We start from the raw sequence: 26,587 nt of genomic DNA, 5'->3' as shown, positions 1-26,587 counted from the left end.
TTTTTCATCATCAGGGATTTCCCCATTGATGATTGTTTCAATAAACCCACCTTTATTGACCTTAGCATAATCTAAATGTTTATCTTTAGATTCTAAAATTACATCTTCTTTTCTTCTCCTTTATTTATACTAATTATACGATATTTCTAAAAAATATAATGGTTATTTTATCCAGAAGAATGACTAAATTTATAATAAAATAATTTTTTACAGTTTTTATTTTTTCTATTTAGTTCATATCAAACCGGCATCTTTCTTTGTGGATTTAAAGATATAAAAATACCACTGGACCAATGAATAAGATTTCACGACCCAATAGTATTTTTATAACTAATATTGATTTATTTCATTTTTCTGTTCAAATGCAGAAACATAATCCATAAAATAGATATCTTTTTTTGCAACATTTTCGTGTGTAATACCAGATAATATACGAACATCAGAAGATAAAAGTAAACTGTTTGTTTCGACTATCCCCACTGATTTGTCGATAAAGACATATATTTGCTCATCTTCAAACAACGAATCTGTCCTATTATTAAACTTGGATGCTTGTTGGTAATATTTCTTACTCTTTTCATTGTTTATCACATTAAAAAGCTTTATTGATACATTTCTTGTCGGATTATAATAGATCGAATTCACGACATTTATTGTTAATAATTCAATCCGCTTTTTTAGAAAAAAATCAATCGGCTTTTCCTCTATATCAACGATTTGCTTCAAAACATCCATTATTTTTTTCGTTCATCCACATATATAAAAGAATCTTCATACTTGGTTAATAACTCAGAAAAATTCAGCAATTTTTTCTCCTTTCACTAGTTAGTAACTACAACCCCATCATTGACTACACCTGAACGCCACTCATAGACAAGATAGTAGTCACCTTTTGCTTGTTGGAACAGTGTTGGCACCCATGCCCATTTTGGTTCATTTATTGGAACTTTGACTTTGATACGCTGTCAACTTTACCGCCGTCTTTCATGATGTTGTAAAAGTGAATTGTTTACATCGTTCCCTTTTTATGCTCATTGTAGCATAGCTATCTTCGTTTTTTGATTTTTCAAATGAGTTGATTTTATTTTGATTCCTACACAAAAAGTTTCTGAATGAGATAAAGCAGAGCGAAAAAAAGCAAGAACTTCTGTTGAAAACATTTCCTGAAAAAATGGAGACAGTTGGGATCATCATGAAATGGATTTCGAAAACGTAATGTTTACTAACCCGATTAAATCACTACAAAATCTGTTATTTAGTAGAGGATGTATTGTTTGAATAAGACTAGCAAAACTTAATCATTACCCTCGATATGTTTGGCAATGTTCTATCATTCACATAAACCGATGTTGTAGTTCTTCATACAATGTAAGAAACTGACAGCATTAACAATTGATGATAAAATAATTAAAAGATAATTAGCAAAGGGGCTAGCAAAAACGAAGAACAGATTGTAAAGGAGCATAAATAAGTGTATAGAGTAGAAAAATATAAAAATCATGCCAGGTACGATGAACAATATAATGAAATCCATCAATTTTTATTAGCGTTTTGCGATAGCGGATTCAATGAACATTTTCATTGGGCACGATTTGAATGGATGATAGGTCATTCTTTATTAGAAGAAAATAAGCTTGATCGGCTTACGGTATTCAAAAATCAACGAGGAACGGTTGTTGGTTTAGTTCTCTTTGATACTTTTTATGCTGATAGGTATTATTTTGTGCATAATGGTGATGAGCAGCTGTTTAGAGAAATGGTTGCTATTTTAATTGAACAGAGTGATGATCGTATTCCGATCAAAGTGAATTCAAATGATTGGCTTTTGGCAAAAATAGTACAAGAAAAAAATTTCAAAAGAATACGGCTGGAAGATCATGTACTACAAATTACATTAACAGACAAACGCGATTATCATGTACCAGATAGCTACTTTATTTCACCAAAAGACTTTATTTATGATAAAGACAGTTATCAATCAGTTATCCATAAAGGATTTGAAGATGAAGGCGAACCAGTGAAAGGCGCGCAACACTACTTCATGTCTAGTCCTCATTTCAATAGTGAATTAAAAGTGTTCGCTTTTGATCATTTAGAATACACTGCGCATTGTGGGATATGGTATACAGAAGGCGAAACGGCGTATATTGAACCAGTTGTGACAATTCCCCGTTGCAGACAACAGGGATTGGCAAAGGCAGTGGTTTATGAAGCCTTGAATCGTTCAAGAGAACTAGGAGCGAAAAGGGCAATTGTTTTGTCTAGTCAACCCTTTTATTATCAGCTTGGTTTTACAGAATCTTCGGCGTTCTACTTATGGGAACATTCTAACTAGCTTCGTATCGAGTCAAGTTATGTAACCATTTTTTTAGTTGTTTTATAGCTTGAATTGTCCGATTTGTACAAAAAAGGAATGTGGGCCAAATCTAAAAATCAGTTTTGCTATAGACTCTCGGATAAACGGCGAGAGCAGAAGCAACTCCTTCGGAAATAAGCCGAAATTCACAAAAATTTGAAAAGCAATTTTCGTGAATTTCTTCTTATTTCTCGGAGTTAAACACTTCTGTCCCAGCCTCTCTCAAATAAACGGCGTCCAAAAGTCAGGTTTTTCGGAAATTTCAAAAAAACGAGCAATACAAATAACGTATTGTTCGTTTTTTTCTCAAATTTCTCAAACCTTAACGACTTTTGTCTCGACCTCTTTTTTGATTTTAGGGTTATCCCTTTGTTTCATCATATTCAACCCAGTAATCTCTCTCATCTTGACTATAGATAGTTTACAGCAAAATGTCAACGTCTTCCGTTTGTTAATCAAAAATTGGCGTAGCTCTTACCCCGATATAGCGAAACATTCCTTGATTCACCATCGCTATAGCTTTATCGAGTTCAAATATACCATAATAACTTAATAACGATTGCTCGTTTTTTTCTGGATTCAATAAATATTGTTTTATGCTTGCTATTCCTTTATCGTTCATCTTATTCTTGTTGACCTTAGCTAGTGAAAAAGAACTTAGATTTGGTTCATTACTCCCACTGTAGCTTATGATCAAACTTAATTTATCATTTTTTTTACTTGTGTAAAGTGAAGCCGCTGCTTCTTTGCTTGCTTCCGATATTTCAGTCGTTTTACACCAATAAAGAGGTCCTTGTCCAAACACCGCAAGAGAATCCAATAATTTTTCAGGGGCTTTTTTATTCAGCTCACTAGTCAGAAAATCATAGGAAATATCTTCACTTACGGAAGGATCAATAGCCTGATATGTAATATCTGCTTGAGGGGTTTGCGCATCTTTAGGACGAACCTTGTCTAGTCTAAAAAAAACAAGTTGCTTTGGATCATCACTATTTGCATTTTTCATGAATCCTAAATAATAACCATCTAGTTGAGAATAGTTAATGATATTTATTGTTTTGCTCTCCTCTTTTACTATATCCTCTTGTTTTATTTTATTAAAAAAATAGAAAATACTCACTGAAAAAAAAGCTATTACTATGATCAAGGACGTATATAAATACTCTTTTTTGCCATTTTTTTTCATACTGTAGACTCCATTCTAACTCATTTACCTTCGTCTATTTTAACGTAAATTTTATTATTTGTGCGATTTAATTAAACAAAAAAAGATTGAACTAACTTAAGTGAGTGTGTGAAGCTTTCAATATTATTTTTCCATTTTAAATTATCAGGTATGTTTTCTGCCTTTCCCCATCTATAATCCGCATGTTCCTTTGATATTTTCACATCTTTTTCGGTAGTAACCATTAAATATAACTGTTTGTCGATGACTAAATCAGCGTTTATCGCTACACTATGTTTTCCAATTGAAAAAATACAATTATGTTCCACTATAATCCCTGTTTCCTCATATATTTCTCTTATAGAAGCATTTTCAGACGATTCATTTCGTTTGATTCCACCTGTGATAGGTTGCCAAAAAGTAACAGCAGAATTACTAACTAAAAGTAACAAAAATTGTTTTTCTATTCGGTTGTATATCCAACATTCAATACTCTTTTTCCTCATGTTCTCTCCTGTCTATTCCACTTATTTTTCTAAATTTTGATCGTAAAATGATGAAAATCAACATTCGTGACACATAAAGTTACCCTTGTTCTGAATCACAATACGCAGCAGTTCCTAATTACTTTGTTAGTAAGCGGCTTTCCACAACTGCCCCTACAAGTAAAAACAAAAAGGCGAGTGATAGCATCTTTAATTCAGCAGAAGAATAGCTTATTTCTCTGAAAGAACGTACATGTGTTTTTTTCCCTGTTGTCAGAAGGATTCCTTTATCTATCGTAACACTATTTACCAGAATCAATGCTGAAAATTCCCATAGGGCGGAATACTGCGTGAGTTTAAAAAGATCGAATAATTTTTGGGATAGCACCGCATTCTCTCTCACCACACCAAACGAATTAGAGCCTAGTGTCAACCCAAAAATTGTGCCTAAAACAAATAGTACGAGAAAGCCAGAACCTCTATAGGCTTGTTCAGCGGTTTTTCTTTTGGAAAATAAATTAGCTACAATGATAGCTAAAATCGACAGGAGATTAAAAAGAAAAATCTGGAGAATACTAAAAAATAGATTTGAAGAAAAGGTAATATTTCCACCCGTATTATACTCTCTTAAAAAACCTTCGGATAAAAAATATTGGCCAATAAAAAGAGCGAGAAAAAAAGTGCCAAAAAAAATACTTGCTGATTGAATGATTCTCCTAGAAAATGATGTTTGGTTCATAAAAGTCCTCCGTATTCTATAGATTGCACTACTTAAAGTATACCCTAATACTTAGGATAAATCCTTTTCAATAAAGATAGATATTGAACTACTATATTATTCTCGCTGTCTATCAATGAATCGTGAAATACTCCTATTTTTCCAAACATCTCACCTGCCTCTTCTAACAAAAGTTCACCGAACAGTACCTGATACTTAGTGAGATTTACGTACTCTGTCTATTTTGGTAGTCACGCTCATTCAAGGGTAACGCCACCGCGCCGGTCATCCATGACAGAATCAACCAATATGATTAACTGCGCCTCTCTTCAAAGCCATCAAACGTTGTGACTAAAAAATGAGTCAGAAGAAAAAATCCTCCTGACTCTCTTTATTGTGCTTCAAATTTGAAGATTATCGTGAAGTTACAGTGTGCAGTTTTCTTATAGGAACCATAATAATTTCCTGAAAAGATGAAGTTACCTTTTTCTTGCGCATGTAAAATTCCTAACGTTTGTTTTAATGTCGTATCAACTGCAAATGATTGGTTGAGAAATCCTTCTGATGTGGTTAATTTTAACTCTACACCTGCTTTTTTTTCTTCCGGCGAAGATGCCTGATCTAGCAAGGGAATAGTGGAAGCTGGATCAACTTTGATTTGAGCGATTTGAACATCCACAGGTACAGTAGAATGGTTGACGATCTCATATTTGGGTGAATTCACGGTCCCCTGTTGGATATCCGTAGAACCGAAGATCACTTTTTGCGGAAGTGAAATATCGATCAATTCTTTGGCGTCCAATACATTGATCTGAATCGTCTGTGTCAATTGCCCTATCGCTAATGTTGCGGTGTATGTGCCGAATTTATTTTGGACATTCTGTTTGATTACTTTGATGTCTGATTTTTCTTTTCCTGAGGATATATCCCACGCTTTTGCTTTACTTTTTTTTAGTATAATTTCATCAATCGTCTTTCCATCGACCTCATTAGAATAAAGTGTAAAATTTTGTGCGCTTAGGACATATTGTTTATCGTATATACTATGATTGTCATAAACAAATACACCCACCTTTACTTGGCTTTTATTGCCATTTCGATCTGCTATTTCTACGGTTGTACTGGTTAAGCCTATTTTAGAGGTATCAGGAAGTACAAGATATTTGCAAGAAAGTTTTGTCACATCTTCATTATCTTTTAGATTGGTCACTGTCGTCAGTGGGTCAGTTGGCAAAGATCCATTTAGCGGAACCATTTGTAAAATACCGTCTGCACTTGGGGCAATTATATCAGGTTTGACAATCAAGCTTGCTTTCACCTTTACTGTGTTTTTTGATGCATCTGTAGCAAGAATGGTGACTTCTTGCGTACCACTTTGATACCTATCTGGTTGCTTTTCAAACGAGTATGCAATCCCACCATCGGGATCATTATCCGTAGCAGAAACAATGAAGTCACTTGGATCGATTTTTCCGCCATATTCAATTGTTGCACTCTTTGTTGCTACGTTTGGCGGAGTCGTATCCACTCCCTCGATCGTACTAGTCAATTTTGCTTGATTTTTTGACTGGTCTTCCAGAATCAATTGGATTGGCTGTGTTCCTTTTTTTAACTGTTTAAAATCAAAAGATGATAGAATATCCACCGTTTGCCAATCGTTATCATATGGTTCATAGTCGAAAAGATCGACAAGATTAGGCAATGTTCCTAGTTCCATAGTCAAGGGGTCTTTCAATTTTCCAGTAGGTGGGGTCGTGTCTACTACGGTAAAGGGAATGACTACTGCCTGAGTGTATTTAGTATCTGAAAAGACAAACTTCCCCTGAGTAGCTCCTAATTTACTATCATCTGGTTTTTCCTGCATGTAACTCGTTACGGGGCCTGTATTTCCAGAATAATCTACAAATGTCAGTGGGTCTATCTTTTTGGGATCATAGAGATTCAATTCAATTCGATTGGTAGATTTTGGTGTAACAGTAAACTGTATTCGTTCCACAGTAACGTCTATAGAATCTGTAAATGTCCCAGTTGAGCCAATTTGATCGTTCACGCTCCACCATGTGCCAAGAACCTTTTCTTGTACTCGGAAGCTCCATTCCAAATGGTATTCGATCGTGACCAGTACGTGATCGTTGTTTCCTTTTCCACGTTTCATTTGAATAGTATGATTGGAATAGCTAACTTCGAGTGTATCAGGATCACTGGAAGTGACTTTCGTAATTATCCGTTTAGCAGAACCTGTATAATTGTATTCATTCCGTTCATGATACTGACAACTTTGCTCAAAATCAGGTGAAAAATCTGTTCCTATCGTATATCCTTCTGTCGCAGCAACAGGGGTTTGAGAAAAATAACCCTTCATCATCTGCCATTGGGACTCGGTCACATCCTGTGCCACTTCTCTCGCAGTACTTCCTGAATCACTTGCATAACTATCTGTAGAAAAGGAACAGCAAAAAAACAACACGAAAAAGAGGGTTAAGCCTATTTTTTTTGTTTAATTCATTGATTGTTCCTCCTTATCCAACAAATATCAATTACGATCATCACTAACAATATGCCCAAAATAGAAAGGACAGTAGTACTTCCTGTAACTTCGAACAGTTTTGGAAATGTATTTCTGGAAATGAACTCTGAAACTAATGGTTCATTTTTTACTACAGAAGGATTTCCGATGATCCCTTCAACAGGAATATCTCTATAGGACTCTACTGATTCTGCATAGCTGAAGGAAGGGTGCAAAAAAAGAAAAATAAGTAAGCTCATCACTGAAAAAATTCCTTTTTGCTTTTTCATTATTGCTCCTATTTTACTTCAAATTTCAAAACCATATCATACTGCGGTTGGATCGCTGTTTGACTAAACTGAAATCCTTTTGCTACATTTCCTGTCAATTGAAAAACGAGTTTTTCTCCTTGTGTGGTGATGGCACCTAAATCTGCAGGAAATTGGGCTGGATTCTTCGCGTCAGTTGTGTGTAGAGGAACAACTGTGTTACTTGTCACATTTTTCAAATCCAGGGTAAGCTGATCACTGATTTTTTCAGCATCCGACTTTCCTGTGGCGGGTTTTGCACGATCCTTGAAATCCATAATTGCTATTTCAACACTTTTGGATGAAAGATTTTTGATCTCATAATTTGGTGAGATGATACCTGAGCTAATATCCGTTTGTCCAAATAAGATTTTTGTAGGAATTTCTACATCTACCCAAGCTTTATCTGTGGGTCCTGGATTTGGTAGAGATGGATCAACTGGTTTCGTTGGATCAAATTCTTGAAATGTTCCTTCTGCTGGCAAGGTCGCAGAATCTTGTTTTTTGATTTCTTGTGTCTGCGTATTAGGATCATTTTTGACCATTCTCATACGCATAACCTTTTGTTCCACTCAAAATTGCAAAACTACTGAACAGTAGTACGCCGGTAACTTTTATTAAATTTACTTTTTTCACTTTATTTTCCTCCATTTATTCTAAAACTACTGATTGATTGCAAGCTGGCCCACGATAACTGTTTCGCCGACTTTCTGTTTTAGATTTGTAAGTTCATAGTAAATAACATGATGGTTCACTTTATAAACACCCTGTGGTATGGTCTTTTTCAATTCACCATTCTCGACAAACTGTTTCGGTTTGATTATTCCTGAATCATAGATAATCGCTTCTTGGTTTTCGATTGTTGTTTGTACGCGAATTGCATAATGGTTACTGTTTGGGTTTAATATCGTGACTTTCCCCACCTTGTCTGCTTTCTCAAAAAACATATCCGATTCCATTTTTAAGCGAAATTGACTCTTGTCTGCTTGCCCTTGCAAATAAGCCGAAAATTCTTTATCAGACATGTTTTTGACATATTTAGATTCTGCCCCGTTTTTTTGATTTGCTACAACGACTGGTCTTGTGTAATGTATGAAATAATAGTAGTAGCATGCCACCCCAATAAAGCAGCTACACAATAGAACCAAGACTATTCGTTTGACTTTTCTGAATTTTCCCAACTTTTTCTACCTTTCCTCTATTTTTTCGCTCCCTCTGTTGTTATAATCATGTTGGATTTACCTGTATAATTATTTGTCCAACGATGATAAAAATAACTATAAAACAATATTTATTGTCGCGCGAGTTCATTTTCAAACTATCGTTAGATGATAATAGGAGGAAAGTTATGGAAAAATTGTTGGAAAATAAATTATTGAAACATTATTTAATCATTAGTTACTTACTACCCCGAAAATGGGAAAAAATCAGAGATATTGCAAAAACAACAGGATTATCTGAAATTACGATTCGTCAAAATATCAGTGAAATCAACCAGTATATTCTGCCTGCAAAAATAAATAGTAGCCAACAGCGAGGAATACGTCTGTTTCTGCCACCACAGCAAAACGGCTTCTTTATTTTTTCGAAATTGTATAAACAATCATTGCGTTTTACATTATTGGAAGAAATCTTTATCAATCATTATCCTAATCTCACCTCACTGGCTGACAAGCTTTTTTTTAGTACCTCAACATTGAAGAGGAAAATTGCTGAACTTAATCAACTACTTGCTCCCTGTGGTTTATCAGTTGACTCGAGTCAACTAGACATCGTTGGGGATGAACGAAAAATCTGCTGGTTTTTCTTTTGTTTTTTCACTGAGAAATACGGGGTGTCGGATGAATTCATGACTAGTGATACACTGGATTTATTCGATGAAATCTATGAAGAATTCTTTTCTTACTATCCAGAATTGTTTGTTCCTCAACGACAAGTATACGCGTATCGCAATAAATTTCGGATCATGCTCTTTATTTGCTTTTCACGGATTCGCAAAGGTCATCTATTTACTAGCCAAACAAAGCAAACAGTCAGAAAAGATTTCCAATTGTCCCATCAAGTATGCAGTAAAATATATGAAAAATATAAGATAGCTGTAACTCCTCAAATCACTTACCAACTATTTTATGTCTTTTTCAATCAAAATTTTGCTTGGTCGATTGAAGAACTGCGGATAAAATCTCAAAAAAATAATCAAATTAGATCTGCTCTCTTAGATTTATTGAATACCATTGAACAGCAAGAAAAGCTGACGGTGGAGAATAAAAATGACCTATTGCTTTATTTATATAATGCAACCACCTATGTTTGGGGGCCTGCGACGATTTTGTATAATCCCAATGAAGAATTTTTTAGCCAATTAAATAACTACTATTCTAGTTTTACCCAACGGATCTGCACGATTATCAAAGAATCACTTATGAAAGAACAGTTAGTGATCTATCTAGATACTTCCGTTATCAATAAATATTTATTCATGTTGGTTACTTCTTGGATCAGTTTATCTGAACAGTTAGAAACGATCGCACCTAAAGTGAAGACAGGCTTATTCTTTAATACAAGCTATGAACATAGCCTTTTTCTAAAAAATGATCTCCAATTCCATCTAGGGTTTCGCTTGGATATCCATTCTTTGAATCACCTTACACTGTCTGAAGTATGTCACTCTGCGAATAATTACGATTTACTGGTTACTGATCTTCCATCTTTGAATCTAACAGAGTGCGAAGTCGTTTCTATCCACTCCAATCCTACTCCTGAAGACTTTAAAAATATTTTGCATTCTTACAATCAAATCGTAAACAATCATTGGAACCATGATTTTCTAAAACTTCAAAAACACAACAGCATTTATAAATATTAGAGGAATATATTTTTGTAATTTTCAGATTTTTTTCTGTATAAGCTTGACACTGCATAATAATACAGCTATAATGACAAAAAATCATTGATAGAGAGAGTAACTGATAGATGGAGATAAAGAGAGCGATTGGGTGGTGTGAAATCGTATTTCCTCTATAAGTGAAAGTAGCTCTGGAGATGCACAGGTGACGTAAGAAGTTTGTGACGGTGATCCCCGTTATCGGATAATGCGCTTAATTTTTTAATGAGTCGCTGAGAGATTGTTTGATTTTTCAAACAAAAAAACGGTGGTACCGCAATTGACTATTGCCCGTTGGAATAATTATTATTCCAACGGGCTTTTTTGTATTTACCACCCACAGAAAGGAAGATGGATATGTATCTTAGCAAGGATGATCGAGTCTCATCAAAAATCACATTGCTCATTTTTAACTAAAAAGACAAGGGGTTTTTATGATGGAAAAATTATCTATAAAGAAATTATTATTAGTTGCTTCACTTATTTTTGGTATGTTTTTTGGCGCAGGAAACTTGATTTTCCCAGCACATTTAGGACAGCTTGCTGGCGACCATTGGCTATCTGCTGGTATCGGTTTTTTACTTAGTGCAACATTATTGCCTTTAGCTGCACTCGTTGCACTAAGTAAAACGAAATCGACTGGATTATACGATTTTGCGAAGCATGTCTCTCCATGGTATGGCGTTACTTTTCTGGTTATGAATCATCTTGCCTTAGGGCCAATGTTTGCTACGCCGAGAACTGCTGCCTTAGGTTATCAATTTAGCCTAGGAAATTTTTTACCTGCTAAATATTCAACGATTGGTTTATTGATTTTTTCTGCTATATTTTTTGGTCTTGCCTATTATCTATCAATTCATGAATCAAATTTACTTAAAATAATTGGGAAGTGGTTAAATCCTTTATTTTTAATAATCTTATTTCTTTTATTCATCGTTGCCTTCCTCTCCCCATTTGGACCACTAGACGGGACACCCATCGCTACTTACCAACATGGCGCCACTACGAATGGCTTTTTAGAAGGCTATAATACAATGGATGCACTGGCTGCTCTAGCTTTTGGTGTTACGATCATTCGTTCACTCCAAGGTATGGGGATCCATAAAGAAGACGCAATTGCCAAAAATACGATCAAAACTGGCTCTCTTGCTATGCTTTTATGTGGCGGGATTTACTTAGGAATCATCGCTTTAGGCTCAATGTCTCTTACACGATTCACTGTTTCTGAAAATGGTGGGATTGCATTAACCCAAATCATTCAAGCTTATTTTGGAAAAGCCGGCTTAGCACTGATGGGAACAATGACGATTTTAGCCGTTTTCACTACTGCTATCGGGTTGATTGCCTCATTTGCTCAAGATTTTTCAGTTCGTTTCCCTATACTTAGTTATAAAGGTTGGCTTCGTGTCACTACGATTCTCTCTTTCACTACTGCTAATTTTGGTTTGAATACGATCATTTCTTGGACAATGCCATTTTTGATGCTCCTTTATCCTTTGGCGATGGCAATGATATTGCCAGCTCTTTGTTCTAGTTTATTCAAGAATCGCAAGATCGTTTATCAAATGACGACACTTTTCACAGTGATTCCAGCACTTTTAGATGGAATCAAAGCTTTACCCGTACAAAACTCTTTCACTTCTGCTTTAACTTCTTGGTATATACATACGATCCCATTTGCTGCGAATGGGCTTGGCTTTATTCTTCCTACTTTCGCAGGATTCATTCTTGGGTTGCTTCTTTGTCTATTTGAAAAAAACTATTCGTATCAAAAAACGATTTCATCTAAATAAAATAAAGAAGTTGGGACAGAAGTGTTTAACTCCGAGAAATAAGAAGAAATTAACGAAAATTGATTTTCAAATTTTTGTGAATTTCGGCTTATTTAAGAAGGAGTTGCTTCTGCCCCCACCGTTTATTCGGAGTTAGAATCTGTGGCAAAACTGATTTTTAGATTTGTCCCACACTCCTTTTCTCTTTTGCTCTGCTTCTCTATTTTTCAGTATCTTCAAAGATACACAGCTAAGCAACCCTATACTATTTTAATAAGGAGCAATTTTTTATCTATTACGTGAATACAATGAAAAATGATACAGAATATTTGATGAATAAATAAATGTGATAGCTTGACCTTTTATTGTCAGTTATCAAAAATATCTACCATTTAGTAGGTAACTATTAGGAGAGAGATATATGAAAGATTATTATTCCGTACAAGAACTTGCGGAACAGCTAAATGTGACAACGCGTTCTATTCGAAATTATTTACAAGAAGGAAAACTACACGGAACTAAAGCAGGTGGTAAATGGCGTTTTACCGAACAAGATCTATATGATTTTTTATATGGCGTCGAAGAGACCAACCAAGACCAAGAAAACAAGCAGATTTTTGAAGCTCCTGTCACATTAAGATTTTCACTTGTCACTACTGATTTTTATGCAATGCAAAAGTTTAAAGATACTGTTTTTACTTATCATCTAGATGTCTATGCCAATAAAAAAGAGCGTCTACTTCACTATCAACACCTCAAACAGAACCACTATGAACTAACCATTGGGGGCAACTTCAATTATGTGATGAACTTTAGTCATTGGATCTACAAATTACTCCAAAAACAATCATCGATTACCTTGAAAAAAATGGCAAGTTCTTAACAAGAAGAAATACTGCAAGAAATACTGCAAAAAACAATTGCTGACACAGATCTAGTTCCTTATACTCTGGTCAGCAATTGCTTTTGATCGCCCCTCGTGTGAGCAAATCATCAACATAGATTAAACACGACTTTAGCTAGAAGAACATTTTAGGACCTCAGCTATTTATTGCAAGATTGATTTCCCATATCTTACTATTCTTAGCCTTTCCCGCCTTGGAAAGAAGGGAATAAGGTCATACCACCATCCACAAATAAGGTGATCCCTGTAACATAACTAGATTCTTCAGAAGCTAACCAAGCAGCAGCAGCGGCAATTTCTTTCGGTTGGCCAACTCGTGCCATCGGTATCATGTTTTCAAGTATTTCTTTTTGCTTTGGATCCTCAAATTTTTCCGCATTGATTGGCGTTTTTATGGCTCCCGGACCAATGCTGTTGATTCGAATATGATCTGGGGCATACTCCATAGCGACAGTTTCCGTAAACAATTTGACTCCACCTTTTGATGCAGCATAGTGGGCAAAAGTTGGCCACGGAATTTGTTCATGAACGGAAGACATATTGATGATATTTCCTTTTCGAGTTTCGCCTTTAAAATAATTCAACGCTGCTTTTGTCCCTAAGAATACGCCTGTTAGATTCACTTTGATAACTTTTTCCCAATCTTCTAAGCTTAGTTCATGAGTTGCAGATTGATTTTCCATGCCTGCATTGTTTACCCAAATATCCAGTTGCCCGAATTTGTTGAGCGCTGTTTCTAACAGGCGATTGATTCCTTCTTCTGTGCTGACATCTGCTTGAACAGCAACTGCCTCTCCTCCTGCTTCTTTGATTGCAGCAACAGCTTCATCTGCTCCTTCTTTGTCTGAATTATAATTGACAACGACCTTCATTTTTTCTTTACCAAAACGTTCTGAAATGGCTGTTCCGATTCCTTTTGAACCACCAGTTACTACGGCTACCTTGTTTTCAAGATCTTTATACATCTATATTTCCACCCTTCTTGATCTTTTATGATCAACTTATTTAAAGTGTACTATACGACCTACCATTTCAAGCAAACAATACGCTTACGAATAGTTGCACCAATAATATGCTGTACGTCAAAAAAAGGCATGAAACAAAAGAAATAAATACTTTCGCCTCACACCCTAAATATGAATAAATGGCAGAAGGAGTTTTTCCTTCAAAAAATAAGTCAACAATCTACAAAAGAATGAAAAGTAATTTTTGAGACTCATTTTTCTCAGAATGAACCATTTCTGTCCTAGTTTCTCTTCCTAAAATTTAGTTAAAATAGTCCGCTGTCGCTTGTTCATCTGCTTTTAATTGGTCGATCAAAGCTTCCGCACTCGAAAATTTCACTTGATCTCTCAGAAAATGATTCCAACGGATAGTGACATGTTCCCCATAAATATCTTGTGCAAAATCTAAAATATACAGTTCAACAGTCAATTCACGACCCTCGCCAAAGGTATCATTATGCCCAATCGAGCCCATTGCTCTATACCAAGTATCGCCAACTTTGATCTCAGTGACATAAACTCCTTCTTTAGGAAGATGAACGGTACTCTTGGCTTTCACGTTAGCTGTAGGAAATCCTAACAAACGACCACGAGCATCACCATGTACGACTACACCTTCTACTTCATAAACTGATCCTAAAAGCTTAGTGACTTCTTCTAATTTGCCATTATCTAATAAGTGACGTATGCGCGTGGAGCTTATTTTTTCTCCTTCGTTTTCTTCCTTCGGGATCGTCACAACTTCAAATCGCTTTTTAGCGTACTGTGGCAAGTGCGCAACATCTGCAATCTCTCTTGGACCATACGTATAATCGAAACCTGAAACAGCATACTTTGCATGTAGTCCCACGATATATTGATCGACAAAATCTTGTGGTGCTAAATGTGCAAACGAAGAAGTAAAATCAATTTCATAGAGATAATCAACGCCTAACGCTGCCATTTTTTCTTCTTTCTGTGCTAATGTCGTCAAATATTTAACCTGACTGGGATTGATTTTTTTAAAAACGATTGAAGGATGTTGATTGAAAGTCATCAATGCCAACTTTAATCCTTCTTTTTCCGCAATTTTTTTGCCTGTTTGTATTACTTTTTGATGTCCTTTATGCACACCATCAAAAAAGCCTAATACTAATACAACATCCTCTTTAGGGATTTGATCCATTTGATAGGGATGTCTGATTTTGATGATTTTCATGTTTTTATACCTCGTTTCTCAATACTTTACTTGGTTTTAATTTATTTTTTTCTTTAGGGTTCGGTTGGTAAATGCTCACGACTTGGTCACGATAGAAAAGCGCAATTTCCTCTGTGGGCATACGATCTAATTGAAAGACGTTGTATTCAAGACGCATCCCATTTTTAACCTTCTGCCATACATCATCACTGATATCTACCCGTTTGAAGCGAGCAACCCCAACTTCCAATGGCAGCAGATGCGCTTCTATCGTTCCACTTTCCATGTAATATGCTACTTGTTGCAATGTAATTGCCTGTTCTTTTTTCATTCCGGCACTAGCTGTACGAGTCAAATCTGACATATGTGCAGGATAGCCTAGTTTTTTCCCTGTATCAACAGCTAATGTTCTGACGTAGGTACCCTTGCCGCACTCTACTTCGAAACGCCAAGACAATAGCCCATCTGTTTCATTCCAATGAATATCACTTGTTCGCTCAAAACGATAGATTTGGGCTTTGCGCACTGGTCTTTCTACTGTTTCGTTATTTCTGGCATATTCATAAAGTCGTTTGCCATTCACTTTTACTGCGGAATACATCGGAGGAATCTGTGTGATTTCTCCAACAAAACTCTCCATCGCAGCATCTATTTGCCCTTCTTCTAAAGGTATACCCACACGTTTGCTCTCTACTTTTTCTCCGGAATGATCTTCGGTAGTTGTACTAAAGCCTAGGGTGATTTCGCCTTCGTATGTTTTACCTGAATCTGTTAAATATTCGATGACTTTCGTCGCTTTTCCAATACAAATCGGCAAAACACCATCTACATCAGGGTCCAATGTTCCGCCATGCCCGATTTTTTTCGTATGTAAAATTTTTCGTAATTTAAATACACAGTCATGACTGGTCATGCCACGTTCTTTCCATAAAGGTAATAACCCATCCATAATTTTTCTCCTTTTCATTTGAGGTATCAACTGTACAATTATAACACATGAAATGTATTTGCTAACGACTTTGAATCGCTTCTCTACGGTTTTTATTCTTTAGCAATACAACTGTAATAAATCTTCATCATCATGTAAATAGCTACTATGGTATGCTTTAATCAAAGGAGGGAACACTATGGAAAATTTTTTCTTTGTACCTTTTGATTGGCTATATGGATGGTTATCAGGCAAATAATCTTTCCCCTAGACTTTAGCGTTGATGAAATGATCCAGTCAGGTCGGAACAGAAGTGCTGAATCGCTCTTCTATTCGAAAAAGATGCTTCTGTTCCCACCGTTTATTCATATTTAAGCTGAGGCTAGGACAGAAGGAGTTGCTTCTGCTCCCACCGTTTATTCGTTTTTAAAGTATGAGACAAAAGCGTTTCTTACTTTTGTCCCACACTCCCTTTTTTTAATAAATACTTATCATTATACGTAGCTTATTAGTTTTTTGCTCTTCTCCTCAACAAGATAGCCAAAAATATAGCAAAAAAACCGTTATTCACCAGGTATCTAAACTTGGTGAATAACGGTTTTAATATTGAACAGACTTGCCTTTACGAGTAAGATCTAGTCTTTATTCAAGTTTCGTAATAATTGGTCGATATGGTTGCCGTAGACAACTGATTCATCAAGTTCAAAAGTCAATTCAGGTATCTTATAAATACTCAAGTTATGCCCTAATTCACGGCGAATCAAGCCACTAGCTTTTTCTAAGCCTTCTTTTGCTTTTTTCTTATCCGATGCTAGATCAGATAAGATACTATAATAAATCGTTGCTTGTTGCAGATCTCCAGTTACATGAACATCGGTGATCGTAACATTTTCAACACGAGGATCACGTACTTTTTTACGTAATATATCATTTACTTCTTTTAAAATTTCTTGACCGACTCGGCGGTCACGATAGTTTGCCATATTGAGCGGCCTCCCTATTCATTTAGTCGTTTTTGATTTCTTCCATAATGAATCCTTCAATGACGTCATCTACTTTGATGTCGTTGAATTTTTCGATCATTGCGCCACATTCATAGCCCATTTTCACTTCTTTTACATCATCTTTGAAGCGTTTCAAGCTGGCAAGTTGGCCTTCATAGATAACAATTCCATCACGAATGACACGTACACCGCTATCTCTGCGGATATAGCCTTCTGTCACGTATGCTCCTGCAATCGTTCCGACTTTCGAAACTTTGAATGTTTCACGAACGATCATTTGGCCTGTGATTTTTTCTTCAAATTCTGGATCAAGCATGCCTTTCATCGCTGTTTCGATTTCTTCGATTGCTTTGTAGATGATACGGTGCAAACGAATGTCTACTTCTTCTGCATCTGCTTGACTCTTCGCTTGTGGTGTAGGACGAACATTGAAACCGATGATGATCGCATTACTTGCAGCAGCAAGTGTGACATCACTTTCATTGATCGCACCAACTGCAGAATGGACGATTTTCACACGTACGCCTTCTACATCGATTTTATTCAATGATGCTGCTAATGCTTCGGCAGAACCTTGTACATCAGCCTTGATGATCACATTGACATCTTTCAATTCTCCCTCTTTCAAGCTTTCGAATAAAGTATCCAATGTGACACGGCTTGTAGCAGCACGATGTTCCAATAACGCACGTTTTGCACGTTCTTCACCGGCAGCACGAGCTGTTTTTTCATCTTCAAATACAACGAAATGATCACCAGCTTGTGGTACATCATTTAATCCAGTGATTTCAACTGGTGTTGCTGGACCGGCAGATTTTTCACGGCGGCCTAGATCATTGTTCATCACACGTACACGTCCATAGGTATTCCCTACAACGATCGGATCCCCGACATTCAATGTTCCTTGTTGGACAAGTAATGTAGTTACAGGTCCTTTTCCTTTGTCAAGACGGGCTTCAATAACTGTACCGATTGCTCGTTGTGTAGGATCAGCTTTAAGATCTTCAACTTCAGCAACCAATAAGATCATTTCTAACAATTCATCGATATTTTGGCCAAATTTAGCCGAAATCTCAACAAAGATCGTTTCTCCGCCCCATGCTTCTGGAATCAATTCATATTCACTTAATTCTTGCATGACGTGTTGTGGGTTCGCACCTGGTTTATCGATTTTATTCACAGCAACGATGATTGGCACACCGGCTGCTTTTGCATGGTTGATGGCTTCCACTGTTTGTGGCATCACACCATCATCAGCTGCGACTACTAAAATCGTGATATCTGTGATACTTGCTCCACGCGCACGCATACTTGTAAACGCCGCATGTCCTGGTGTATCTAAGAATGTGATTGGTTTGCCGTCGATATCGATTTGATAGGCACCGATATGCTGCGTGATCCCGCCAGCTTCTCCACTTGTTACACGTGAATGACGTAAGGTATCAAGTAACGTAGTTTTCCCGTGGTCAACGTGTCCCATGATAGTTACAACTGGAGGACGAGATACTAGATTTTCAGGATTTACTTCTTCTGCTTCAAAGAATTTATCGATATCTGCGATATCTACTTGAACTTTTTCTTGAGGTTCCATCCCATAATCTGTTGCTAATAATTCGATCGTATCCTTATCTAAGGATTGGTTTTGATTGACCATTACACCAAGCAAGAATAATTTCTTGATGATCTCAGCTGGTTCACGATGGATTTTTTTAGCGATATCTGCCACATTCATTCCTTCAGTATATTCTAATACTTCTGGTAACTCACGGAATTTACGTGGTGGTACAGCTGGTTTATTTGATGTCTGTTGTTTGCCTTTTTTTCCTTTTTTATTAAAACGATTGCGGTTGTTATTGTTGAATTTTCCGCGATTGTTGTTTGTATTTCTGTTTTGGCTTTGATTTCCACCTTGGCGATTTTGGTTAGTAGCGCCTCCACTATTATTTCGGTTTTGAGTTGTTGATTGGTTTTTTCCTTGATTCACTTGACCGCTCCCTTGACCGCGATCTTGATAGTTGCGGTTATTTTTTTGTTGTTTTGGTTTTGTTTCGTTTTTAGGCTGATCGTTCGGCTGCTTTTTGGCTGGTTTTTGGCTTTCTTGCTGTGCTGTATGCTTATTTCCTTGTGGTTTAAATGCTTGTTGCAGTTTTTTTTCATCACTACTTGTGATGACTCCCATATGATTTTTCACATCAATACCGAGCTTCTGTGCTTTTTCCACAAGGTCTTTACTAGACTTATTCATTTCTTTTGCTAGTTCATAAATTCGTTTATTGCTCATGCAATCACCTTCCTAACCTTCAATTAGCTCCTTGGTTTTCTTCGCAAATCCGTTATCCAGGATCCCAAATACTTTGCGAGGTCTTCCGATCATCTGCGTGATTTCCGCTTCAGAAAATAGCTCAAAGCAAGGAACTTCATAGTATGAACTCTTATCTTTAATCTTTTTCTTCGTGTTTTCACTTGCATCATTCGCGACAAAGACGATTTTGGCTTTGTTTCTGCGGATATCTGCAATCGTTAGCTCTTCGCCCGTGACTAGTTTGCCAGCGCGCATCGCTAATCCAATGAGATTCATGGCTTTTTGCCGATTGACTTCTCTCATTTACCAAATAGCTCTTTTCGTGCTTTTTGGTGTGTAACATACTCTAATAATTCTTGATAAAATTCATCAGTCAAACTCGTTTCAAGTGCTCGATCGAGAATTTTTTTATCCCAAGCTTGTTGTACTTCATCTGGCTCAAGTGAGACATACGCGCCTCGTCCTGGCATTTTCCCAGTTGGATCGATTGATACTTCTCCTTCTTTCGAACGAGTAATACGAATCATCTCTTTTTTTGGTTTCATTTCACCTGAAACGACAGATTTGCGTAAAGGGATTTTCCTTTGTTTCATCTCTTTGCCTCCTAAGCTATCTGTTAAGCATCTTGGTCTGTTTCTTCGATAGTTTTTTCATCGTTGAACGCGATTGTTTCATATTCGTCATCTGTCAAATCAGATTGGATGATTGCTTCATCATGTGCTTCTGCCACTGATTCATCACTTGCATCTTCAGTTTTATTTGCTTGTTCTTCATAATATGCAGCCATGTCTGACTCTGACTTGATGTCGATCTTATGGTTCGTTAATTTTGCAGCTAATCGTGCATTTTGACCACGTTTACCGATTGCCAATGATAATTGATAATCAGGAACAACGACTGTACAAGCTTTTGGATTTTGTTCATCAAAGATGACATCCATGACTTGTGCTGGGTTCAATGCATTTGCGATGAATACTGCTGGATCTTCGTCCCATTCAACGATATCCATGTTTTCACCTTTTAATTCATTGACGATTGCTTGGACACGTTGCCCTTTCGGACCAACACAAGTTCCTACTGCATCGATATTTTCATCATTTGAGCGTACAGCAACTTTAGAACGGTCACCCGCTTCTCTTGCGACACTGACGATCTCAACGATACCATCGTATACTTCTGGTACTTCTTGTTCAAACAAACGTTTTAAAAGATCTGGATGGCTACGACTAACAAAAACTTGAGGACCTTTTGAGGTATTTTCTACTCGAGAAACATACACTTTGATCCGATCATGCGGTTGATAGAATTCATTCGGCATTTGATCTTGTTTAGATAACACTGCTTCGATTTTTCCAAGATTCACGTAAATGTAACGTTTATCTTGACGTTCAACGATTCCTTGCATGATATCTTTTTCATATGCACTGAACTCATTATAGATAATTGTTCTTTCTGCTTCTCTCACACGTTGCAAGATTACTTGTTTCGCTGTTTGCGCAGCAATGCGGCCAAAATCTTTTGGTGTAACTTCAAATCGGATCGTGTCGCCGATTTCATATGCTGGATTGATCAAAAGTGCATCTTTCAATGATACTTCCAACTGTGAATCCATGACTTCTTCTGTCACTTCTTTCACTGCATAGACGTGGATTTTCCCTTTCTTCTGGTCAAATTCTACTTCTACGTTTTGTGCTTGACCATAATGGCGTTTATATGCAGAAACTAAAGCTGCTTCTAAAGCGTCAATTACGATTTCTTTTGAAATTCCTTTTTCAGCTTCTAATGCATCTAACGCGTTCAACATTTCTTTACTCATTGTTCTGTTTCCTCTCCGTGATTAAAATTGGATTGCTAAGCGAGCTTTGGCAATGTTTTTTCGGTCAAGAATCAATTCTTTTTCCCGTGTTTTTATGCGTATTTTCAATGTAAGCTGGTCAGCATCAAATGACTGAAGAAATCCTTCAAATTGCTTTTCTCCATCCACTGGTTGGTAGAAAGACACATGGATGTATTCACCTAGTGCTTTTTCATAATCTGTTTCTTTTTTTAGCGGACGTTCTGCTCCTGGAGATGACACCTCTAGGAAATATGCTTGTGGGATTGGATCGGGATCTACTGCATCGAGTTTTTCACTTAATTTTTCACTGACATAGACACATTCTTCAATATCGATTCCACCATCTTTATCAATAAATACTCGCAAGAACCAACTTTTTCCTTCTTTCACAAACTCTACTTCTACAAGTTCAAAATTTTGTTCCTCTAAAATCGGAGTCACCATTTCTGTGACTGTTTCAACGACGCTACTCAAGAATTTCGCCTCCTTAAAAATTGAATCCGTAATTCCATTAAAAAGAGTGAGCGAAAAATCCGCTCACTCACAGTTAGTATCATTACCTATAAATAACTATACCATAATTTCTCTGAAATGACAAGCAAGCTCGCTGTTGCCTACTATAACATATCAAAAAGCGACAATTGATTTTCGTCAGGAAGGTCTTTTAATACGCCATTGTCATTCATATATTCAATCAAAGTCTTGGATACTTTTCCTCGTGTAGCCAGATCTTCTTTTGATAAGAACGGACCATCTTTCCTTGCTTCGACAATCTGTTTTGCCACGTTGGTACCTAAACTTGGTACAGCACGAAATGGCGCAATCAATGTATCTCCTTCGATTACAAAATTGACCGCATCTGATTTATACAAATCGATCATCCCGAATTTAAAGCCGCGTTCTAACATTTCATTGGCCAATTCAAGTACTGTCAATTGATTTTTTTCTTTCACAGAGGCATCCATTCCTTTGTCTGTGATCTCTTTCATGGCTTGTTTGACTGCATCTTTTCCTTTGCACATGGAAACAAGATCAAAATCATCGGCACGAACAGAGAAGTACGCACAATAGTAAAGAATAGGGAAATATACTTTAAAATATGCTACACGTAATGCCATCAATACATACGCAGCCGCATGGGCTTTCGGGAACATGTACTTGATTTTTGAACAAGAATCAATATACCAATCTGGTACATTATTTTCTTTCATCGCATTTAAATATGTCTCACGAAGTTCATCTGGGATTTTGTTCCACAGTCCCTTACGCACTGTTTCCATGATTTTAAATGCCATCCCACTGTCTAATCCGGCATGGATCAGATAGACCATGATGTCATCCCGACAACCAATTACTTCCGCTAGTGTCGCATCCCCACGTTTGATCAATTCTTCCGCATTTCCAAGCCAAACATCTGTCCCATGAGAGAGTCCAGAGATTTGCAGTAATTCAGCGAAAGTGGTTGGATGGGTTTCTTCCAACATCCCACGAACAAAACGAGTCCCGAATTCGGGGATACCTAGTGTACCTGTTTTAGAGTTGATTTGTTCTTGTGTCACGTTCAAGACTTCCGGTCCGGCAAATATCCGCATCACTTCTGGATCATCTGTAGGGATCGTTTGTGGATCGATCCCAGATAGATCTTGGAGCATCCGAATAACAGTCGGGTCATCATGTCCAAGAATATCAAGTTTCAATACATTATCATGGATCGAGTGGAAATCAAAGTGGGTCGTTTTCCATTCAGAATTTTGATCATCTGCTGGAAATTGGATGGGGGTGAAATCATAAACATCCATGTAATCAGGAATAACGATGATCCCCCCTGGATGCTGACCAGTCGTTCGTTTGACTCCAGTGGCTCCTTTGGCTAAGCGATCGACTTCTGCACTTCGAAATTGCAGGTTATGGTCTCTTTCGTAGCCCTTAACAAAGCCATAAGCCGTTTTATCTGCTACCGTACCAATCGTTCCAGCACGATAAACATATTCTTCTCCAAATAATACTTTCGTATAATTATGGGCTTCTGCTTGATAGTCTCCCGAAAAGTTCAAATCGATATCGGGTACTTTATCACCATGAAATCCTAAGAACGTCTCAAAAGGAATATCATGTCCATCTTTGTTCAATCGAGCACCACATTTTGGGCATTTTTTCTCAGGCATATCGAACCCAGAACCATATGTCCCATCCTCATAGAATTCAGAATACTGACATTCTGGACAATAATAATGCGGGGCTAAAGGATTAACTTCGGTGATCCCAGTCATCGTCGCAACAAAACTTGAGCCTACCGATCCACGCGAACCAACTAAATAGCCATCTTCATTACTTTTGTGTACGAGTTTTTGAGCAATCAGATAGATAACGGAGAACCCATTCCCGTTAATCGAATTCAATTCCTTTTCCAAACGTTTTTGAATGATCTCTGGTAAAGGATCACCATACAGTTGTTTGGCTTTGGTATAACTCAATTCAGAGATTTCTTCTTCAGAACCAGGGATTTTCGGTGTGTAAAGTTCATCTTTCACAGGAATGACTTCTTCACAGCTATCTGCGATTTTATTTGTATTTTCTACAACGATCTCTTTTGCAAGAGACTCGCCTAAGAAGTTAAAAGCTGTCAACATCTCATCTGTTGTTCGAAAATGGACATCAGGTAGACTGTGACGGTTCAATGGATTGGCTCCTCCCATTGAATTGATCAAGATTTTACGATAAATCGCATCTTCTTCATTTAAGTAATGGACATTACCTGTTGCCACCACTATTTTATCTAATGACTTCCCTATTTCAACTAAGTTTTGAATAATTTCCTCTAGATCACGTTCATTCTTTACTAATTCTTGTTCTAGCAAAGGTGCATAGACTGCTTTTGGCATCACTTCGATATAATCATAAAACTTCGCACGATTTCTTGCCTCTTCGACTCCTTTTTGCATCATCGCTTCAAAGATTTCGCCTTTATCACAGGCAGAGCCAATCAATAGGTTATCACGTAACTTGTTTAATTGTGATCGTGGGATTCGTGGGACACGTTCAAAATATTCCACGTTAGACATCGAGATCAATTTGAACAAGTCCTTTAACCCGTCTTGGTTTTTCGCAAGTAACGTTGCATGGAAAGGTCTTGCTCGTTTATAGGAGTCTCCTTCCCCGATATGTGCATTCAGTTGGTCGTGGTAAAACATGTCATGGTTTTCCATCGCTTCTTTGATAAAGATCCATGCAAGATGACCAGTAGCTCCTGCATCATAAATCGCCCGGTGATGTTGTTCCAGACTGACACCAAATTTCTTAGACAGTACACCCAACCCGAAACGTTTGAATTGAGGATAGAGATAGCGAGCTAACTCTAACGTATCGATTACGGGATTAGGCGCTTCTGGTATGCCATATTTTGCATAGCTTGTATTTAAAAATCCCATATCGAACGCCGCATTATGCGCTACAAGAATAGTATCTTTTGAGAATTCAAGAAACAGTCGTAAAACTTCTTCTTCCGATTTTGAACCACGTACCATTTCATCGGTAATCCCTGTCAAATCAACAGTTGTTCGTGAAAGTGGATGGCCTGGATCGATGAATTCATCAAAACTAGCAATCACATTTCCTTTGTACATCTTAACCGCAGCTAGTTCGATGATCGTATCGTAAACAGCAGATAGCCCCGTTGTTTCCACGTCAAATACTACATAGGTTCCTTCACTTAAGGATTCATGCACATCATTGTAGGCGATTGGCACGCCATCATCCACAACATTTGCTTCTACCCCATACAAAATTTTCACGCCAGCTTTTTTCCCTGCGCTATGTGCTTCAGGAAATGCCTGTGCGCCGCCATGATCTGTAATGGCAATGGCACGATGGCCCCATTTTCCTGCTTGAGCTACGATATCCGAAATGTTATTTGTTGCGTCCATCGTACTCATTTTACTATGGACATGTAACTCTACTCGTTTTTCACCTTCTGGCGCATAATCTTTTCGTAGAGCATGTTTCACTTCTACGATATCCTGTGCATTCATCACTAAGTCACGAACAAAGGTATCTTCTTGGATACTCCCTCTGACTTTCAACCAACTACCTGTGCTGATTGCTTCAAATATTTGTTCATCTTTTTCATTGTTTGAGAATTTTTTGACGATGAAGGACGACGTATAATCAGTGATTTTCAAGGTTAAGATTTTTCGTTTTGAGCGAAGCTCACGTACTTCTTTATCAAATACGTACCCTTCTAATGTCACACGACGCTCTTCTTCTACAATATTTACCATTGGTGTAGTTGGTTCATCCGTAGGAATATTTCGTCCCAATTGGATTGGTCCGTCTAAAGCAGGCAACTGCTCTTTCTTTTCTTTTTTCTTTTGTTCATGGACGATCAAGCTTTCTGCCGCTTGCTTCATAAAGGCTTCTGCTTGTTCTTGTTTCCGTTCTTCAAACAGTTTTAACACACGTTCTGCTTGTTGCTCGTCTACTTCTGGCTCGATCCTAAATTTAGGAAATCCGTAGCTGACAAATAAAGACTCTACTAATGGCAAATATTGTTGCTTCAAATAGCTGAGTGCGCCAGTACTATCGACAGGCAAGATGATTTTATGTTCCTTTAGTATTGGAACTTGTGTTTTTAAGACTTGTTGTGCAAGAGGTGTATCACATTGTTGGCTTTCCAACGCTTGTGCCCAATAATCTTGTAACAACTGTTCGTCAAATTGTTGATTTTCTGCCTTGATATTTAGTTTTACTTGTGCAATATCATGAAAGGCCAATGTCACATGTTGCACTAACGAACGATAAAGCATGATCGGTAAAATTTGAGAAAAGTGTAGCGTAAATTCCCATAAGCGTGATTTACGATGAACGACTACTCGTTCCACTTCGCCAGAAGAAATCAAAGGATGCTGTTTATCCGCTTCTTCCAGTTGGATCTGTTCCAGTAGTTTTTCAAATAACTCTCGTTTTTCTGACAAAACCATACGCCCTTTCTGATGAGAAACAATTAAAAAGCTTTTTTGTTCTCTTCTTTTTTCAGTACTATCTAGTATACTCGTTTTTTATTGATTTTACATTAAAAAATAAGGGTGACAAAAGTGGGGTGCCTAAAAGAACAAGAAAAAATCCATGAAAACTGCTTTTTCAAATTTTCGTTCATTCTTCTTATTTCTCGGAGTTAAACACTTCTGTCCCAGCCTCTCTCAAATAAACGGCGTCCAAAAGTCAGGTTTTTCGGAAATTTC

At 37.1% G+C, this 26,587-nt stretch carries 22 protein-coding genes, 2 pseudogenes and 1 other annotated feature; of the genes and pseudogenes, 4 read left to right on the top strand and 20 right to left on the bottom strand.

Annotated elements, in window-relative coordinates:
- A pseudogene (locus tag ED2_RS16420) lies at positions 1-99 on the bottom strand (zeta toxin family protein); the annotation flags it as partial.
- A gap of 231 nt (positions 100-330) precedes the next feature.
- Entirely contained in the window at positions 331-735 is a 405-nt protein-coding gene (locus ED2_RS10440; protein WP_016176471.1) for a hypothetical protein, read from the bottom strand.
- Positions 736-1,471: 736 nt separating this feature from the next.
- Between ED2_RS10440 and ED2_RS10435 the strand changes: the two genes are divergently transcribed.
- Complete coding sequence (locus ED2_RS10435; RefSeq protein WP_016176470.1) at positions 1,472-2,335, top strand: GNAT family N-acetyltransferase; 864 nt, start codon at positions 1,472-1,474, stop codon at positions 2,333-2,335.
- A gap of 117 nt (positions 2,336-2,452) precedes the next feature.
- Here ED2_RS10435 and ED2_RS16415 read toward each other — a convergent pair.
- The 8 genes and pseudogenes from ED2_RS16415 to ED2_RS10400 all read right to left on the bottom strand — a co-directional run.
- Positions 2,453-2,572, bottom strand: a pseudogene (locus tag ED2_RS16415) (DUF3788 family protein); the annotation flags it as partial.
- Between the two features lie 235 nt (positions 2,573-2,807).
- Positions 2,808-3,542 (bottom strand): hypothetical protein, encoded by a 735-nt coding sequence (locus tag ED2_RS10430; RefSeq protein ID WP_060789788.1) that lies wholly within the window; start codon positions 3,540-3,542, stop codon positions 2,808-2,810.
- 71 nt (positions 3,543-3,613) lie between these two features.
- Entirely contained in the window at positions 3,614-4,027 is a 414-nt protein-coding gene (locus tag ED2_RS10425) for an NUDIX domain-containing protein (RefSeq protein ID WP_016176466.1), read from the bottom strand.
- Between the two features lie 118 nt (positions 4,028-4,145).
- Positions 4,146-4,745 carry a hypothetical protein gene (locus ED2_RS10420; RefSeq protein ID WP_005875891.1) on the bottom strand — a complete coding sequence of 200 codons (600 nt, stop codon included), beginning with the start codon at positions 4,743-4,745 and terminating at the stop codon, positions 4,146-4,148.
- A 370-nt stretch (positions 4,746-5,115) separates the two neighbouring features.
- On the bottom strand, positions 5,116-7,110 hold the full coding sequence (locus ED2_RS10415; RefSeq protein ID WP_231373181.1) for a hypothetical protein: 1,995 nt from the start codon (positions 7,108-7,110) through the stop codon (positions 5,116-5,118).
- Positions 7,111-7,226: 116 nt separating this feature from the next.
- A complete protein-coding gene (locus tag ED2_RS10410; protein WP_005875895.1) occupies positions 7,227-7,520 on the bottom strand; it encodes a hypothetical protein in 294 nt (97 codons plus the stop codon).
- An 8-nt stretch (positions 7,521-7,528) separates the two neighbouring features.
- A complete protein-coding gene (locus tag ED2_RS10405; RefSeq protein WP_016176464.1) occupies positions 7,529-8,095 on the bottom strand; it encodes a hypothetical protein in 567 nt (188 codons plus the stop codon).
- A gap of 105 nt (positions 8,096-8,200) precedes the next feature.
- Positions 8,201-8,719 (bottom strand): hypothetical protein, encoded by a 519-nt coding sequence (locus ED2_RS10400; protein ID WP_005875899.1) that lies wholly within the window; start codon positions 8,717-8,719, stop codon positions 8,201-8,203.
- A gap of 167 nt (positions 8,720-8,886) precedes the next feature.
- On the opposite strand from ED2_RS10400, the gene ED2_RS10395 reads away from it, so the two are divergent.
- The 3 genes from ED2_RS10395 (at position 8,887) to ED2_RS10385 (ending at position 13,077) form a co-directional block, all read left to right on the top strand.
- A complete protein-coding gene (locus ED2_RS10395) occupies positions 8,887-10,404 on the top strand; it encodes an AcpB/EbpR/MafR family transcriptional regulator (RefSeq protein ID WP_016176463.1) in 1,518 nt (505 codons plus the stop codon).
- Positions 10,405-10,479: 75 nt separating this feature from the next.
- Positions 10,480-10,720 (top strand) — a binding site (T-box leader).
- A gap of 136 nt (positions 10,721-10,856) precedes the next feature.
- Positions 10,857-12,215 carry a branched-chain amino acid transport system II carrier protein gene (brnQ, locus tag ED2_RS10390; protein WP_016176462.1) on the top strand — a complete coding sequence of 453 codons (1,359 nt, stop codon included), beginning with the start codon at positions 10,857-10,859 and terminating at the stop codon, positions 12,213-12,215.
- A 400-nt stretch (positions 12,216-12,615) separates the two neighbouring features.
- A complete protein-coding gene (locus ED2_RS10385; RefSeq protein ID WP_005875905.1) occupies positions 12,616-13,077 on the top strand; it encodes a helix-turn-helix domain-containing protein in 462 nt (153 codons plus the stop codon).
- Between the two features lie 200 nt (positions 13,078-13,277).
- Here the strand turns inward: ED2_RS10385 and ED2_RS10380 are convergent, their stop codons facing one another.
- The 10 genes from ED2_RS10380 to ED2_RS10335 all read right to left on the bottom strand — a co-directional run bounded on the left by ED2_RS10380 (position 13,278) and on the right by ED2_RS10335 (position 26,320).
- Positions 13,278-14,063: a glucose-1-dehydrogenase gene (locus ED2_RS10380; protein WP_016176461.1), complete on the bottom strand. Its 786-nt coding sequence runs from the start codon at positions 14,061-14,063 to the stop codon at positions 13,278-13,280.
- A gap of 301 nt (positions 14,064-14,364) precedes the next feature.
- The gene (gene ribF, locus ED2_RS10375; RefSeq protein ID WP_016176460.1) at positions 14,365-15,300 is read right to left on the bottom strand and encodes a riboflavin biosynthesis protein RibF; all 936 of its coding nucleotides are present in this window, start codon (positions 15,298-15,300) and stop codon (positions 14,365-14,367) included.
- A gap of 4 nt (positions 15,301-15,304) precedes the next feature.
- Positions 15,305-16,228, bottom strand: a complete 924-nt coding sequence (gene truB / locus ED2_RS10370) for a tRNA pseudouridine(55) synthase TruB (protein ID WP_016176459.1) — start codon at positions 16,226-16,228, stop codon at positions 15,305-15,307.
- A gap of 614 nt (positions 16,229-16,842) precedes the next feature.
- Complete coding sequence (gene rbfA, locus ED2_RS10365) at positions 16,843-17,190, bottom strand: 30S ribosome-binding factor RbfA (RefSeq protein ID WP_060789787.1); 348 nt, start codon at positions 17,188-17,190, stop codon at positions 16,843-16,845.
- A 22-nt stretch (positions 17,191-17,212) separates the two neighbouring features.
- Complete coding sequence (infB, locus tag ED2_RS10360; RefSeq protein WP_005875915.1) at positions 17,213-19,492, bottom strand: translation initiation factor IF-2; 2,280 nt, start codon at positions 19,490-19,492, stop codon at positions 17,213-17,215.
- Between the two features lie 12 nt (positions 19,493-19,504).
- Positions 19,505-19,816, bottom strand: coding sequence for a YlxQ-related RNA-binding protein (locus ED2_RS10355; protein WP_005875918.1), 312 nt, complete (start codon positions 19,814-19,816; stop codon positions 19,505-19,507).
- Entirely contained in the window at positions 19,813-20,106 is a 294-nt protein-coding gene (rnpM, locus tag ED2_RS10350) for an RNase P modulator RnpM (protein ID WP_005875920.1), read from the bottom strand. Before rnpM ends, ED2_RS10355 begins: the two co-directional genes overlap by 4 nt.
- A gap of 23 nt (positions 20,107-20,129) precedes the next feature.
- Positions 20,130-21,329, bottom strand: coding sequence for a transcription termination factor NusA (nusA, locus tag ED2_RS10345; RefSeq protein WP_005875922.1), 1,200 nt, complete (start codon positions 21,327-21,329; stop codon positions 20,130-20,132).
- A gap of 21 nt (positions 21,330-21,350) precedes the next feature.
- Complete coding sequence (rimP, locus tag ED2_RS10340; RefSeq protein WP_005875924.1) at positions 21,351-21,824, bottom strand: ribosome maturation factor RimP; 474 nt, start codon at positions 21,822-21,824, stop codon at positions 21,351-21,353.
- 143 nt (positions 21,825-21,967) lie between these two features.
- On the bottom strand, positions 21,968-26,320 hold the full coding sequence (locus tag ED2_RS10335) for a PolC-type DNA polymerase III (protein WP_025481320.1): 4,353 nt from the start codon (positions 26,318-26,320) through the stop codon (positions 21,968-21,970).
- Between the last annotated feature and the right edge of the window lie 267 nt (positions 26,321-26,587).

It is taken from the genome of Enterococcus durans NBRC 100479 = LMG 10746 (assembly GCF_001544215.1).
GTDB classification, from domain to species: Bacteria; Bacillota; Bacilli; order Lactobacillales; family Enterococcaceae; genus Enterococcus_B; species Enterococcus_B durans.
This window is presented reverse-complemented; position numbering and strand designations above follow the sequence as displayed.